Origin of the sequence: Streptomyces sp. NPDC051578 (assembly GCF_044454045.1) — a bacterium.
Taxonomy (GTDB): Bacteria; Actinomycetota; Actinomycetes; order Streptomycetales; family Streptomycetaceae; genus Streptomyces.
In genome coordinates, this window is the sequence record NZ_JBITDH010000006.1 from 123,283 (window position 1) to 137,965 (window position 14,683).

General features: G+C 72.4%; 15 protein-coding genes and 1 tRNA gene. 8 read left to right on the forward strand and 8 right to left on the reverse strand.

What is annotated here, in order from left to right:
• Nucleotide 1: 1 nt before the first annotated feature.
• The 6 genes from ACIA6C_RS24175 to ACIA6C_RS24200 all read right to left on the reverse strand — a co-directional run bounded on the left by ACIA6C_RS24175 (nt 2) and on the right by ACIA6C_RS24200 (nt 3,856).
• Complete coding sequence (locus tag ACIA6C_RS24175) at nt 2-1,045, reverse strand: phosphotransferase family protein (RefSeq protein ID WP_399278867.1); 1,044 nt, start codon at nt 1,043-1,045, stop codon at nt 2-4.
• A gap of 172 nt (nt 1,046-1,217) precedes the next feature.
• On the reverse strand, nt 1,218-2,129 hold the full coding sequence (locus ACIA6C_RS24180) for an MBL fold metallo-hydrolase (RefSeq protein ID WP_399278869.1): 912 nt from the start codon (nt 2,127-2,129) through the stop codon (nt 1,218-1,220).
• Nucleotides 2,130-2,214: 85 nt separating this feature from the next.
• A complete protein-coding gene (locus ACIA6C_RS24185; protein ID WP_361133256.1) occupies nt 2,215-2,511 on the reverse strand; it encodes a hypothetical protein in 297 nt (98 codons plus the stop codon).
• 83 nt (nt 2,512-2,594) lie between these two features.
• On the reverse strand, nt 2,595-2,912 hold the full coding sequence (locus ACIA6C_RS24190; protein WP_366080951.1) for a DUF202 domain-containing protein: 318 nt from the start codon (nt 2,910-2,912) through the stop codon (nt 2,595-2,597).
• A 5-nt stretch (nt 2,913-2,917) separates the two neighbouring features.
• Nucleotides 2,918-3,316 carry a DUF202 domain-containing protein gene (locus tag ACIA6C_RS24195; protein ID WP_366080950.1) on the reverse strand — a complete coding sequence of 133 codons (399 nt, stop codon included), beginning with the start codon at nt 3,314-3,316 and terminating at the stop codon, nt 2,918-2,920.
• 9 nt (nt 3,317-3,325) lie between these two features.
• Nucleotides 3,326-3,856, reverse strand: coding sequence for an NUDIX hydrolase (locus tag ACIA6C_RS24200; protein ID WP_399278872.1), 531 nt, complete (start codon nt 3,854-3,856; stop codon nt 3,326-3,328).
• 73 nt (nt 3,857-3,929) lie between these two features.
• Here ACIA6C_RS24200 and ACIA6C_RS24205 point away from each other — a divergent pair, with 73 nt between their 5' ends.
• The 4 genes from ACIA6C_RS24205 to ACIA6C_RS24220 all read left to right on the forward strand — a co-directional run bounded on the left by ACIA6C_RS24205 (nt 3,930) and on the right by ACIA6C_RS24220 (nt 10,588).
• A complete protein-coding gene (locus ACIA6C_RS24205) occupies nt 3,930-5,585 on the forward strand; it encodes an FAD-binding dehydrogenase (protein WP_399278874.1) in 1,656 nt (551 codons plus the stop codon).
• A 762-nt stretch (nt 5,586-6,347) separates the two neighbouring features.
• Nucleotides 6,348-7,295: a hypothetical protein gene (locus tag ACIA6C_RS24210; protein WP_399278876.1), complete on the forward strand. Its 948-nt coding sequence runs from the start codon at nt 6,348-6,350 to the stop codon at nt 7,293-7,295.
• A gap of 88 nt (nt 7,296-7,383) precedes the next feature.
• Complete coding sequence (locus tag ACIA6C_RS24215; RefSeq protein ID WP_399278878.1) at nt 7,384-8,928, forward strand: APC family permease; 1,545 nt, start codon at nt 7,384-7,386, stop codon at nt 8,926-8,928.
• Nucleotides 8,929-9,148: 220 nt separating this feature from the next.
• On the forward strand, nt 9,149-10,588 hold the full coding sequence (locus ACIA6C_RS24220) for an amino acid permease (protein WP_366080946.1): 1,440 nt from the start codon (nt 9,149-9,151) through the stop codon (nt 10,586-10,588).
• A gap of 140 nt (nt 10,589-10,728) precedes the next feature.
• Here ACIA6C_RS24220 and ACIA6C_RS24225 read toward each other — a convergent pair.
• A tRNA-Leu gene (locus ACIA6C_RS24225) sits at nt 10,729-10,816 on the reverse strand.
• Nucleotides 10,817-11,006: 190 nt separating this feature from the next.
• Here ACIA6C_RS24225 and ACIA6C_RS24230 point away from each other — a divergent pair.
• The 3 genes from ACIA6C_RS24230 to ACIA6C_RS24240 all read left to right on the forward strand — a co-directional run bounded on the left by ACIA6C_RS24230 (nt 11,007) and on the right by ACIA6C_RS24240 (nt 13,662).
• A complete protein-coding gene (locus ACIA6C_RS24230) occupies nt 11,007-12,332 on the forward strand; it encodes a M20/M25/M40 family metallo-hydrolase (protein WP_399278880.1) in 1,326 nt (441 codons plus the stop codon).
• 137 nt (nt 12,333-12,469) lie between these two features.
• Nucleotides 12,470-12,703: a chaplin ChpH gene (gene chpH / locus ACIA6C_RS24235; RefSeq protein WP_136215000.1), complete on the forward strand. Its 234-nt coding sequence runs from the start codon at nt 12,470-12,472 to the stop codon at nt 12,701-12,703.
• A gap of 152 nt (nt 12,704-12,855) precedes the next feature.
• Nucleotides 12,856-13,662, forward strand: coding sequence for a chaplin (locus ACIA6C_RS24240; RefSeq protein WP_399278883.1), 807 nt, complete (start codon nt 12,856-12,858; stop codon nt 13,660-13,662).
• 58 nt (nt 13,663-13,720) lie between these two features.
• On the opposite strand, the gene ACIA6C_RS24245 is transcribed toward ACIA6C_RS24240, so the two are convergent.
• The gene (locus tag ACIA6C_RS24245) at nt 13,721-13,909 is read right to left on the reverse strand and encodes a DUF5703 family protein (protein ID WP_190185296.1); all 189 of its coding nucleotides are present in this window, start codon (nt 13,907-13,909) and stop codon (nt 13,721-13,723) included.
• A gap of 47 nt (nt 13,910-13,956) precedes the next feature.
• Here ACIA6C_RS24245 and ACIA6C_RS24250 point away from each other — a divergent pair, with 47 nt between their 5' ends.
• A complete protein-coding gene (locus tag ACIA6C_RS24250) occupies nt 13,957-14,619 on the forward strand; it encodes a hypothetical protein (protein ID WP_366080943.1) in 663 nt (220 codons plus the stop codon).
• The last annotated feature ends 64 nt before the right edge of the window (nt 14,620-14,683 follow it).

Below are 14,683 nucleotides of genomic sequence, written 5' to 3' on the forward strand. Positions count from 1 at the left end.
CTCAGCCTTCCTGGAGGGTGTTCAGGCCGTGTTCGATGAAGACCGGGACCAGTTCGCCGATCCGGTCGAAGCCCGCGCCCACGGTCTGGCCGAGCGTGAAGCGGTAGTGGATGCCTTCGAGGATCACCGCGAGCTTGAACCAGGCGAACGCCGTGTACCAGGCGATCGCCGCGGTGTCCCGGCCCGAGCGGGCCGCGTAGCGCTCGATCAGTTCGGCGGGCGAGGGATGGCCGGGCGCGCCGCTCGTCGTGCTGACGGGGGAGTCGGTCGTGCCGAGGTCGGCGCTGTACATGGCGAGCAGCCCGAGGTCGGTCAGCGGATCGCCGAGGGTGGACATCTCCCAGTCCAGCACCGCCCGGATGGTGTCGTCCGGGCCGCCGATGAGCACGTTGTCGAGGCGGAAGTCCCCGTGGACCACGGTGGGTGCGGGGGAGTCGGGCAGGGCCCGGCCGAGCGCGCCGTGCAGTTCGTCGATACCGGGGAGGTCCCGTCCCCGGGAGGCCGCGAGCTGCTTGCCCCAGCGGCGCAACTGCCGGTCGAGGAAGCCCTCCGGGCGGCCGAAGTCGCCCAGGCCGACCGCCGCCGGATCGACCGCGTGCAGGTCGACCAGGGTGTCCACCAGGCCGAGGACGGCCCGCCGGGTGCGCTCCGGCCCGAGGGGGGCGAGCTGGTCGGCCGTCCGGTACGGGACCCCCTCCACGTACTCCATGACGTAGAACGGCGCGCCGAGCACCGATTCGTCCTCGCAGAGCAGCAGCGGCTCGGGCACCGGCACGGCCGTGCCGTGCAGGGCCCGGATCACCCGGTGCTCGCGCCGCATGTCGTGCGCGGTGGCCAGCACGTGGCCCAGGGGCGGACGCCGCACGACCCAGCGGGCGGACCCGTCGGTGATCACGTACGTCAGGTTCGAGCGGCCGCCCTCGATCAGCCGGCCGCTCAGCTCCCCGGCCACGAGCCCGGGCCGGGCCGCGTCGAGGTGGCCGCGCAGCCGGTCCAGGTCGAGGCCCCTCGGGCCGGACTGCGGCGAGGCTGGTGCTGGGGTCATGCGGCGCACCTCCATGCGGAGCGGACGGCGTCCGGGCGGACCGCGTCCGTAGCGGACGGCGTCCGGAGTGGACGGGGTAGGGCGAACGGAAGCCATCATGCCGACCAGTCGGTATGCCGTCCAGTGCCCCGGCCCGGGAAATCCTCCGAGAAGGGTCCCCGGCCCGGCAGCCTCAGGCGTGGCAGAGTATCGGCGTCCCGCCGTTCATCACCGTCATGTCCTTGAGCACGGCCAGGATGTCCAGCGGCGCCCCTTCCGGCTCCCCGGCCAGCTCCGCGTAGGCCCGGTGCAGGTTCGCCACCAGCCGCTCGCTCTCCCGCCAGGCCGCGAACTCGCCCAGGTCCGCCTCGCGGGCGACCTCCAGTGGCGTCAACCCCTTCGCCACGCCCTCCCGGGCGAGTTCGGCGACGTGGCGCAGGTACCGCTCGGTGGCGTCGTACGCCGACGGGTCGGTCAGCGGCCCGTGGCCCGGTACGACGGTCTCCGCGCCGAGCGAGCGCAGCAGTTCCAGCGCCCGCAGCGACCCGGCCAGGGAGCCCATCGCCAGGAACGGCGTGCCCTCGGCGAAGACCAGGTCCCCCGTGAACACGACCCGCTGACGGGGCAGCCAGACGACGGAGTCACCGGTCGTGTGCGCGACGCCCGGGTGGATGACCTGGACCTCGGTCTCCCCGACGTGCAGGGTCATCCGGTCGCTGTAGGTGAGGGAGGGGGCGGTGATCTCTATGGCGCCGAAGTCCGTCGCGGGCCAGATCATCTCCAGCTGGTGCCCGGCGGCGAGCTGTTCGGAGCGGGCGTTGTCGTGGCCGAGGACCAGCGCCTCGGGCGTGAACACGCCGTTGCCGTAGGTGTGGTCGCCGTGGTGGTGGGTGTTCACCACCGTGCGGGGCAGCGGAACCCCGGCCGCCACGACCGCGTCCCGCAGGGCCAGCGCCCGGCGCTCGGTGGCGGCGGTGTCGACGAGCAGCGTCCCGCCGCCGTCGCTGACGAAGCCGGCGTTGTTCAGGCACCACCCGCCGTCGGGCTGTACGTAGGCGTACACCCCGGTCGCGGGCTGGACGAGGTACGGCTCGTCGACGGGCATCGGCGCTCTCCCCGGGTCGCTTGACAGGCGGTCAGCATCCTGCCAGTCGTGGCGGCGCCGGGGGAGGGCGGGGTCTGCCGGGACGTCAGTGGTCGTCGTAATGACCGTCGTGCTCGGCGTGCCGGTGGCCGTCGTGCACGTAGTCCATGTGGTCGCCGTGCGGGACGGCCTCGTGGCCGCAGGCCGGTCCGTGCGCGTGGTCGTGGTCCTCGTGCGCGGTGTGCCCCTGCGTCTCGCACTCGTCCCAGTGCCCGGCGTGCTCCCGGTGCAGGTGGCCGTCGTGCGCGTAGTCGACGTGGTCGCCGTGGGGCACCTGCGGGTGGCCGCAGCCGGGGGCGTGAGCGTGCTCGTGCAGGAGGTGTTCCTGGTGGAGGGTCGTCATGGCGCCGAGGCTAGTCCCGATCCTCCCCTTATCGGCGTTATGTTCCCGGTGGCGCGGAGAAGGCGGATCATCCGGCCGTCCGATCAGGTGATCACCGTCATGGCGAACGCCGCCAGCGCCACCGTGCACAGCACCGCACCCAACGCCACCCGCGGTGCCAGCACGGGCGGACGGTAGGCCTCCAGCTCCCGGATCCGCCGGTGCGCCACACCCAGGAACGCCAGCCAGGTCAGCGCGATCAGGGCCGCCCCACCGACCTCCAGCGCCGAACCCGAGCCGCGCAGGGCCTGCCTCAGCGCGAGGACCGCCGTCACCGCACAGGCCAGCGTCGTGCGCCGCCACGCCAGCCGGGTCCGCTCCGGCTGGAGCCCCGCGTCACGCCTCTCGTCCGGCCCCGGCACCGCCCTCACCCCCGGTTCGTCAAGCCCAGCAGGACGACCACCACCATCGCCAAGGCGACCAGCCCCACCCCCAGCCCCAGCACCACCGGGAACCGGGACACCGGCAGGTCCTCACCCCGCCGCATCGCCCGCTCGCACCGCATCCAGTGGTTCACCGCCCGCAGCGCGCAGGCCGCCCCGACCGCGAGCAGCGCGAAGGACATCCCGACCCGCACCCCCCACCGCAGGTCGGGCAGGAACTGGTCGACCGCGAACCCGCCGCCCACCAGGGCCAGCGCGGTCCGGATCCAGGCCAGGAACGTCCGCTCGTTGGCCAGCGAGAACCGGTAGTCCGGTGTCTCGCCCTCCTCCTTCAAGCGCCGGGGGGCGAACCAGAGACGTACGTCCTTGACCAAGTCGATCACCCGGTCAATCTACTGGCGCCGTCCCTCGTGCGCGCGCAGCCGCCGGTACGCCTCCAGCCCGTCCGGCACCCACGCCCAAGAGCCCTCCGCCACCCGCCGCGCCAGCTCCTCCTCGGAGAGCCACGCGTGCCAGGCCACCTCCGACTCCTGCGGACGCACCGGCAGCTCGCACCGCACCTCGTGCACGTACGACCACCAGGAGCCGCCCGGCCCCTCGTAGAGGAACTTGAACAGCGGCCGCGGCTGCTCCAGCCCGCTCACCCCCAGCTCCTCCTCGGCCTCCCGCAGCGCCGCCTGCGCGTAGTCCTCCCCGGCGCCCAGCACCCCGCCCACGAACATGTCGTAGTGCGAGGGGAAGACCAGCTTCGAGGCGGTCCTGCGGTGTACGAAGACCCGCCCCGCCGCGTCCCGGGCCCGCACGAACACGCACCGGTGGATCAGCCCGCGCGCGTACACCTCGCCGCGCGGCGCCCGCCCCGTCACCCGGTCGTCCCGGTCCACCACGTCCAGTACCTCGTCTGCAGCGCTCACGGGATTCATCCAACACCCCTGTTGACGGGTTACCGATCCGTAGCAAAGGATCTGCCCCACCACCGACGGAGGACGGCAGCGCATGACGTACGACGCAGACGTGATCGTGATCGGAGCCGGGCTCGCGGGTCTCGTGGCCACCGCCGAGCTCGTCGACGCGGGCCGCAAGGTCATCCTGCTCGACCAGGAACCCGAGCAGTCGATCGGCGGACAGGCGCACTGGTCCTTCGGCGGCCTCTTCTTCGTGGACTCGCCCGAACAGCGCCGGATGCGGATCAAGGACGGCCACGACCTCGCCCTCCAGGACTGGCTCGGCACCGCCGGCTTCGACCGCACGGAGGACGCCTGGCCGCGCCGCTGGGCCGAGGCCTACGTCGACTTCGCGGCCGGGGAGAAACGGCCCTGGCTGCACGCCCGGGGCGTCCGCTTCTTCCCCGTCGTCGGCTGGGCCGAACGCGGCGGTTACGACGCGGGCGGACACGGCAACTCCGTACCCCGCTTCCACATCACCTGGGGCACCGGCCCCGGCCTCGTGGCCCCCTTCGAACGCCGGGTGCGCGCCGGAGCCGCCCGCGGCCTGGTCGAGCTGCGGTTCCGGCACCGGGTCACCGGCCTCTCCCGTACGGCCGGCGCGGTGGACACCGTCAGCGGCGAGGTCCTGGAGCCCTCCGACGCCGTACGGGGCTCCGCGAGCGGCCGCGAGAGCACCGGTGCCTTCTCCCTGCGGGCCCAGGCGGTGATCGTCACCAGTGGCGGCATCGGCGGCAACCACGACCTCGTCCGCGCCCAGTGGCCGGCCCGGCTCGGCACCCCGCCCGAGCGGATGCTGTCCGGGGTCCCGGCCCACGTCGACGGCCTCATGCTCGGCATCGCCGAGGAGGCGGGCGCCAGCCACATCAACAAGGACCGGATGTGGCACTACACCGAGGGCATCGAGAACTGGGACCCGATCTGGGCCCGGCACGGCATCCGCATCCTGCCCGGCCCGTCCTCGCTCTGGCTCGACGCCACCGGCAAGCGGCTGCCCGTACCGCTCTTCCCCGGCTTCGACACGCTGGGCACCCTCGACCACATCATGCGGACCGGCCACGACCACACCTGGTTCGTGCTCAACCAGCGCATCATCGGCAAGGAGTTCGGCCTCTCCGGCTCGGAGCAGAACCCCGACCTGACGGGCAAGTCGGTACGCGACGTCATCGACCGCGCCCGCCAGGCGGTACCGGGGCCGGTCAAGGCCTTCATGGACCGCGGTGCCGACTTCGTCGTGGAACGGGACCTCGCCTCCCTGGTGCGCGGCATGAACGCCGTCACCAAGGAGAACCTGCTCGACGAGGCGACCGTCCGTGAGGCGGTCGTGGCCCGGGACCGGGAGATGGCGAACCCGTTCTCCAAGGACTCCCAGGTCACCGCGATCCACGGAGCCCGCAAGTACCTGGGGGACCGGCTGATCCGCACCGCCGCGCCGCACCGGATCCTGGACCCGAAGGCCGGCCCGCTGATCGCCGTCCGGCTGTCCGTCCTGACCCGAAAGTCCCTCGGCGGCCTGGAGACCGACCTCTCCTCACGGGTGCTGACCGGCGACGGCGAGCCGCTCCCGGGCGTGTACGCGGCCGGCGAGGCGGCCGGCTTCGGGGGCGGCGGCGTGCACGGGTACCGCGCCCTCGAAGGCACCTTCCTCGGCGGCTGCATCTTCTCGGGTCGCGCGGCGGGCCGGGCCGCGGCCAAGGCGGTGGGCTGAGCAAGGAGCCCGGGCCCGGGCCGGTGCAGCGGGCCGAGCGGGGCCGTGGACCGTGCGGGTCCGTGGGCCGTGCGGGTCCGGGGCGGCGGACCGGCTGCCGGACCGCACGGGCCGGTAGCGCCATCCGGCCACTGACGCCCGGCTCCCACAACCGCCCGGACCCCGCCCGGATCCCCCGCCCCCCGGCCCCGGCCCTTGCGCGCCCGTCACCTCACGGACAGCCGGCAGACAGCCGCAGGAGCCCGCGTCCACCCTCCGCACCCCCGCGCCGGGCGGCGCGCACACCCCGGAACGGCACCGGCGCCGCGTCCCCGCCGCAGCACTGTCCGCGCAGGTCGGTGCCGCTGCCGGGACCCCCTCGCGGTGCCCCGCCGGGAGGCCGGACCGGGGCGGGGGAGGGTGGTCGCCGCCCGTCACGGGGACACCGCCGAGGGTTCCCGGTCGCCGCCGACGTGGTACGGCCAAACCGGCACAACAGCCTCAACTCGCCCTTCCGTCGGAGCAGTTGAAACCCGCCACGCGCCGGTCTGGACCTTGACGCGGACCTGTGCTCACCGGTTTGCTGTGTGTGATCATCCGGTCCTCGACCGGCGTGATCCGGCCGCGGTGCCCGCACCACGAGCACCACCCGCACCGCAACGCACCACCCGCACGACCCACACCATCCGCAACGCACGACCCACAACGCACCACCCGCACCGTCCCCGCGCGTGCTGCCCGCACGCCGTCCACCCGCGACCGTGTCCAGGAGGGAAACCGCGGATGTCCCCGCCTCCGCCGCCCCTCGGCCGCGCCCGCAAGCGGGACGCCCAGCTCTTCGACCCCGCCCTCTGCGATGCGGAACTCGTGGACGTCCGCACCCAGTTCACCCAGGGCCGCTGGTCCAAGGCCCGCTCCCTCCTCGTCGGCACCGGCGACGACTGGGACCGCCGCGGCCACCGCGTCGTCGTCCTCGCCCAGACCCCGGCCGCCACCGCCTGGGCCCGCGAATGGCTGCTCGCCGAACCCGAGAGCGCCGACGCCGCCACCCTCCTCGCCTGCGCCGCCGTGTTCACCGCACTGCGCCGCAAGGGCACGCCCGAGGCCGCCGACGAGGCCTGCCGCCGGGCCGCCGCACTGCTCCCCGCCGACCCCACCCCCTGGCTCGGCCTGCTCATGCTCTCGCGCACCTTCGGCACCGAGGAGGAGTTCAGCCGCCACTTCGACCAGGTACGGGCCCGCCACCGCGAGCACCACCACGCCCACCACCTCATGGTCGCCAAGCTGGCCGAACGCAACCCCGCCGTCGGGTACGACCCGCTGCACGAGGTCTACGACTTCGCCGCCTGGGCCGCCGAGGAGTCCCCGGCCGACTCACCGCTCGCCGTGCTGCCCGTGATCGCCCACGCCGAGCGCTACCGCGTCCTCGCAGCCGTCCACGGCCGCAGCCCCGACGCGGCCGCCGCGCACTGGTCCGGGCGCCGGGCCCGCCAAGTGCTCCGCTCGGCCTTCGACTGGTGGCTCGAATGGGAGCGCGAGGACCACCCCCGCAACCGGGTCGACCTCAACTTCCTGGCCCACGCCAAACTCTGCGAGGGCCGCCCCGCCGAGGCCGCCGCCCTCTTCCACCGCATCGGCAGCCACGCCACCCGCGCCCCCTGGTCCTACCCCGACCTCGACCCGCACAAGGCGTTCCTCGCCGCGCGCAGCGCCGCGCTCGGCACCGCTTGACGCACCGGCTTCGACGCACCCGCTCCCCGCACGCCGCCCGACCGCACCGCCCCGCGCCCCCGCCCTTCCCCCGAAAGGACACCCCGCCATGCCGACGGGCAGATCCACCACGCTCACCGACCCGGCCGAGATACGGACCTACAAGGGTCAGGACCGGGCCCTGCGCGCCGACCGCCTCGGCACCGCCGGACTGCTGCTCTCCGTACTCGCCGCCAGCGCGCCCCTGATGGTCGTGGCCGGCGTCATGCCCACGATCTTCGGCGTCATGGGCATCGTCGGCCAGCCCCTGCTGTACGTCGTCCTCGGCGCCGTCCTCGCCCTGTTCAGCGTCGGCTACGCCGAGATGAGCCGCCACGTCCACAACGCCGGCGCGTTCTACGCCTACATCGCCCGCGGCCTCGGCCCCACCGCCGGCTCGGCGGCCTCCTTCGTCGCCCTCGTCGCCTACAGCGCCATGCAGGTCGGCGTCTACGGCATCCTCGGCTTCGAGATCTCCGGCCTCTTCGCCACCTACCTCGACGTCGAGCTCGCCTGGTGGATCCCGGCCCTGATCGCGGTCGCGGCGACCGGCGCACTCGGCTGGCTCAAGATCGACCTCAACGCCAAGGTGCTGGGCGTCCTGCTCCTGATCGAATGCGCCCTCGTCGTCGTCTTCGACCTCGCCGCCCTCGGCAAGCCGGGCGCCGAAGGCCTCTCGCTGCACGCCTTCGACCCCTCGACGCTCGGCGGGGCCGGTCTCGGCACCGCCCTGTGCTTCTGCATCGCCGCCTTCGTCGGCTTCGAGCAGTCGCCGGTCTACGCCGAGGAGACCAGCAAGCCGCACATCGTCGTCTCCCGCGTCATGTTCCTCGCCGTCGGCTTCGTCGCCCTCTTCTTCGCCCTCAGCGCCTGGGCCCTCACCGTCGCCACCGGACCCGGCCAGGTGGTCAAGGCCGCCGCCGACGCCGGTCCCGGCCTGCTCTTCCAGCTCACCGAGAGCCGCCTGGGCACCGCCTTCACCGACGTCCTGCACGTCCTGTTCGTCACCGGCATGTTCGCGGCCATGCTCAGCTTCCACAACGTGGTCGCCCGCTACGCCTTCGCCATGGGCCGCGAGGGCCTGCTCCCGGCGCCCTTCGGCCGCACCAACGCCGGTACCGGCGCCCCCGCCACCGGCTCGCTCCTGCAGACCGGCATCGCCGCCGCCGTCGTCATCGCCTTCGCCGCGACCGACGACATGCCGGCCGGCGACCCCACCGCGCCCGTCCTGCACCTGTTCACCTGGATGGGCAGCGTCGGCGCCCTCGGCGTGACCCTTCTCATGGCCGCCGCCTCCTTCGCCGTGATCGCCTTCTTCGTCCGCCGGGGCACCGCCGCCGCCCAGGTGTGGCGGCTCGTCGCGGCCGGCGCCGCGGGCCTCGCGCTGCTGTTCATCGCCGTCTACACCGTCAAGGACTTCGCCGTCCTGGTCGGCGCCGAGGAAGGCTCCGCGCTCAGCTGGGTGCTGCCCGCCATCATCGCCGTCGCCGCGCTCGCCGGCCTCGTGCACGGCCTGGTGCTCCGCTCCCGCCGCCCCGCGACACACGCCCGGATCGGCCTCGGCAACGAGGCGTTCCGCCTCGACCAGGCGGCGGAATCCGCCCCGCGCGACTGACCCCCTCACCCTGCTTCCAAGCCCTCACGAGGCCCCCGGCGCCCCTTTCCAAGGTCGCCGGGGGCTTCCGTGCTCATGAACGCGATTTTGGCGGGCAGCGGAGCCTCATGGTCTCCTGGGGCCACCAACCCTCCGGACCGCGGCACAGGTGAGACCACCCAGCTCCCCTGCGTGGCGGCCGGGGACCTGCCTGTCCCACCCACGAAGGCGAAGTCATCACATGAGTGACAGCACCTTGGCCAAGGCCCCCAGCCCGCCGTCCTCCCCGCACGTCGACGCCGGCGACGAGGGCTACAGCAAGGACCTCAAGTCCCGCCACATCAACATGATCGCCATCGGCGGGGCGATAGGCACCGGCCTGTTCCTCGGCGCCGGAGGCCGCCTCGCCGGCGCCGGTCCCTCCCTCGCGATCGCCTACGCGGTGTGCGGGATCTTCGCGTTCTTCGTGGTGCGGGCCCTCGGCGAGCTCGTCCTCTACCGCCCCTCCTCCGGCGCCTTCGTCAGCTACGCGCGCGAGTTCATGGGGGAGAAGGGCGCCTACGCGGCCGGCTGGCTGTACTTCCTGAACTGGTCGACCACCACCGTCGCCGACATCACCGCCGCCGCGACCTACGCCCACTTCTGGGCGATGTTCACCGACGTCCCCCAGTGGGTCCTCGCCTTCATTGCCCTCGCCGTCGTCCTCACCGCGAACCTGATCTCGGTGAAGTACTTCGGCGAGATGGAATTCTGGTTCTCCCTCGTCAAGGTCGCCGCCCTGGTGGTCTTCCTGGCCGTCGGCATCTACCTCGTCGCCACCAGCCACCCGATCGACGGCCACACCCCGGGCCTCTCCTCGATCACCGACAACGGCGGGATCTTCCCCGTCGGCATGGTCCCGATGCTCCTGGTCATCCAGGGCGTCGTCTTCGCGTACGCCTCCGTCGAGCTGTGCGGGGTCGCCGCCGGCGAGACCGAGAACCCCGAGAAGATCATGCCGAAGGCGATCAACTCGATCATGTGGCGCGTGGGCCTGTTCTACGTCGGCTCCGTCGTCCTGCTCGCGCTGCTGCTCCCGTACACCTCGTACTCGGCCGACCAGAGCCCCTTCGTCACCGTCTTCGACAAGCTGGGCGTCCCCGGCGCCGCCGGCGTCATGAACCTGGTCGTCCTGACCGCCGCCCTCTCCAGCCTGAACTCCGGCCTCTACTCCACCGGCCGCATCCTGCGCTCGATGGCCATGTCCGGCTCGGCGCCCAAGTTCACCGGCGTGATGAACAAGGGCAAGGTCCCCTACGGCGGCGTCCTGTTCACCGCGGCGTTCGGCGTCGCCGGCGTCGCCCTGAACGCCTACATGCCCAAGGACGCCTTCGAGATCGTCCTGAACTTCGCCTCGCTCGGCATCCTCGGCACCTGGGCGATGGTCATGCTCTGCTCGCTGCACTTCTGGCGCCGGGCGAAGCAGGGCCGCGTGGAACGCCCGTCCTACAAGTTGCCCTGGGCCCCGTACACGCAGATCGTCACGCTGGCGTTCCTGCTCACGGTGCTGGTCCTGATGTGGTGCGACGGCGGAGTAGGCCGCACCACGGTCCTGTTCGTCCCGGTCATCGCCGCCGCCCTCGTCGGCGGCTGGTTCCTGGTGCGCGGCCGCGTCGCCGCCATCGCCGCCGCCCGCGACTGACACCCTGCCGCTACGACGGAGGACCCCGCCTCGGCGGGGTCCTCCGTCGTAGCGGGTCGTGGCGGGCGGCGCAGCGCAACCCTGTCCGCACGAACCGGCCGGGAACGCAGAAAACCCCACATGAAGTGGGGTTCTCTCGCTGGTGTCCGAGGGGGGACTTGAACCCCCACGCCCGATAAAGGGCACTAGCACCTCAAGCTAGCGCGTCTGCCATTCCGCCACCCGGACAAGGTGTCTGTCTCGCGTCCCTCGCGGGCCGTTCCGACGTGGAAAACATTACCAAACATTCCGGGGCCCTCGATCACACCCCCCGGTCACCTCCGGGACCCCCGCCGGGTGACCGGGCTCGGCCCTTGGGCAGAGCGCCCGGGAGCGGGAGGATGGGACAGCAGCCGGTACTGATCAGTGGGAGGAACACGTGAGCGAGTCGAGCGCGGGCAGGACCGTCACCGGTGAGGACGAGGTCGTGGACCTCTGCCGGGACCTCATCCGGATCGACACCAGCAACTACGGGGACCACTCGGGCCCCGGCGAGCGCAAGGCGGCCGAGTGGGTCGCGGAGAAGCTGGCCGAGGTCGGGCTGGAGCCGCAGATCTTCGAGTCGCACAGGGGACGGGCCTCCACCGTGGCGCGCATCGAGGGCGAGGACCCCTCGCGCCCGGCGCTGCTGATCCACGGGCACACCGACGTGGTCCCCGCCAACGCGGCCGACTGGACGTACGACCCCTTCGCCGGGGAGATCGCCGACGGGTGCCTGTGGGGGCGCGGCGCGGTCGACATGAAGGACATGGACGCGATGACGCTGGCCGTCGTGCGCGACCGCATGCGCAGCGGCCGCAAGCCCCCGCGCGACATCGTCCTCGCCTTCCTCGCCGACGAGGAGGCGGGCGGCGTCTACGGGGCCCGGCACCTGGTGGACAAGCACCCCGGTCTCTTCGAGGGAGTCACCGAGGCGATCGGCGAGGTGGGCGGCTTCTCGTTCACCGTCAACGAGAACCTGCGCCTCTACCTGGTGGAGACCGCCCAGAAGGGCATGCACTGGATGCGCCTCACCGTGGACGGCACCGCCGGCCACGGTTCCATGACCAACAACGACAACGCGATCACCGAGCTCTGCGAGGCCGTGGGACGGCTCGGACGCCACCAGTGGCCGGTGCGCGTGACCAAGACCGTGCGGTCGTTCCTCGACGAACTCTCGGACGCCCTCGGAACCCCGCTCGACCCCGACAACATGGACGCCACGCTCGCCAAGCTCGGCGGCATCGCCAAGATGGTCGGCGCGACGCTGCGCAACTCTGCAGCCCCGACGATGCTCGGCGCCGGCTACAAGGTCAACGTCATCCCCGGCCAGGCCACCGCGCACGTCGACGGCCGTTTCCTGCCGGGCTACGAGGACGAGTTCTTCGCCGACCTCGACCGGATCCTCGGCCCGCGCGTGAAGCGCGAGGACGTGCACGCCGACAAGGCGCTGGAAACGGACTTCGACGGCAAGCTCGTCGACGCCATGCAGAGCGCCCTCAAGGCGGAGGACCCGATCGCCCGCGCCGTCCCGTACATGCTCTCGGGCGGCACGGACGCCAAGTCCTTCGACGACCTCGGCATCCGCTGCTTCGGCTTCGCCCCGCTCCGGCTCCCGCCCGAGCTGGACTTCGCTGGCATGTTCCACGGAGTGGACGAGCGGGTCCCGGTGGACGGGCTGAAGTTCGGTGTTCGCGTGTTGGACCGATTCATCGACAACGCCTAACGCGCGGGAATCGGGAAGGTGTGCGGATTCCACTGAGAAGAGTGAATGCACTCATACGCTCGTAGCCCCGGTGATCCCTCCTCGTTACAGGTGGTGCGGTCCGCGGCTGGGACCGCACTTGCCTACTAGGAGGAACAATGCTCAAGAAGGTTGTCGCCGCTGCGGCTGCCACCGGTGGTCTGGTTCTCGCGGGTGCGGGCATGGCTGCCGCCGACGCGGGCGCCCAGGGTGCGGCCATCGGCTCCCCCGGCGTTCTGTCGGGCAACGTCGTCCAGGTCCCGATCCACATCCCGGTCAACGTCTGCGGCAACACTGTGAACGTGATCGGCCTGCTGAACCCGGCCTTCGGCAACACCTGCGTCAACGCCTGACGCGTCTGAAGTCCTTGGCCCCGGAGCGCATTCCAGCGCTCCGGGGCTGCCGGGCTTTCGGGCCCGCATCTCTTTCTATTCGGCGTAGCAGGCGGGGGAGCGTGTACGGCCTGTACGCCGACCGAACGTACACAGCATGGGGACGAGTACAGATGCGACGACCCGTAGTACAGGTCACCAGGAAGACCCTGATCACCATGGCGGCCGCCGGCGGTGCGCTGGCGCTGGGCGGTGGTTACGCGCATGCGGACGCCGGGGCGGTCGGACACGCGGTGAATTCGCCGGGCGTGCTGTCCGGCAACAACGTGCAGGCGCCGGTGGACGTGCCGGTGAACGCCTGCGGCAACACGGTCACCGTGATCGGAGGCCTGAACCCGGCCTTCGGCAACCGCTGCGTCAACGCGGGCGGCCCCGCCACGCCGGACCACCCGGGCCACCCGGGAACGCCGGGCCACCCCGGCAACCCGGGAACCCCCGGTCACCCGGGCCACCCCGGCCACCCGGACGAGCCGTGCGACGACCACCCGGGTCACCCCGGTCACCCGGGCAATCCGGGCACGCCCGGCAACCCTGGTAACCCGGGCACTCCGGGCAACCCCGGGACCCCCGGCAACCCGGGCACGCCCGGCAACCCTGGTAACCCGGGCAACCCTGGGACGCCTGGTAACCCAGGGACCCCCGGCAACCCGGGCACTCCGGGTAACCCGGGCACCCCTGGTAACCCCGGCACGCCCGGCAACCCGGGCACCCCTGGTAACCCCGGCACGCCCGGCAACCCCGGCACTCCCACGGCTCCCGGCCAGGGAACCGGCAAGCCCGCCCCCGTCGCGCCCGGCCAGGGCCACGGCAACCTGGCCGCCACCGGCTCGGGGGACGTGCTGACGGCCGGACTGCCGCTCGCGGGCGGCCTGCTGCTGGCCGGCAGCGTGCTCTACCGCCGCGCCCGCAACGCCGTCTGACGGACGGGAACGGGCACACGCGTACGCCCTGCGCGGGCCCCCTCACCGGGGGCCCGCGTCACCAAGTGGCGCGGACCTGACGGATGATCCGGCGGCGCAACCGCACGCGGCGACTGCCGTCCCGGAGCAGCGTCAGCCGGTCGAGCTCCCAGTGCCCGTACTCGGCATGGTCGGTCAACATGCGGGTCGTCTCCTGGCGGGGCACCCCACGGGGCACGTACAGGTCGACAAATTCGTATTCCGGCATCGCATCTATTGTGCGGGCAGAGGCCTCCTACGGATAGCGTCTGCACTATGTCTGATGCCGCTCTGCCCACTGTTGCCGAGGTACGCGCCGCCGCCGAGGCGGTCAAGGCCGCGCTCGACCGTCACCTCGCCGCGGTCGAGAGCAGGATCGGGGACGACGACCCGGCCGTCTACGCCGCGTTCAACGAGCTCGCCGCCGCCGCCGACGAGTACGACGAACTGCTCTACGACCGCTACGACGAGGTCACCCCCTTCGAGATCCCCACCCCCGAGGACGGGGTCCCGTACACCGGCCCCGCCGAGCCCGCCGCGTTCAGCGTGCTCATCCGCCGCGACTACGCCGTGGTCGAACCGCAGCGCCTGATCGCCCAGGCCGACCGCGTCGCCGCGCACGACCCGGACGCCGAGTCCGTCGAGGACGGCGGCACCGCCGGGGCGCTGGGCGTCCTCTTCGGTGAGTACGAGCCCGACGAGATCCACTCCCGCTACCGCGAGTTCGGCCTGGAGGAGGGCGACTCCACGCTGTGGATCGCCGCCGCGGAGGAGGTGACGGAGCCGGGCGAGTGGCTCGACTCGCCCTTCGAGCACGCCGACGCGCAGAACGTGCTGCACCGGTTCGACGTGAGTTCCGTCTTCGACGAGGAGCCGGACGACTTCGAGGACGACGACGTGCCGGACGGGGCCGCGGAAGCGGGCCTCACCCCCGCCTGACCACCGCATGACGGCGTGGGCCCCCGTCCGGCACCGGACGGGGGCCCACGCGTCACGGTGGACG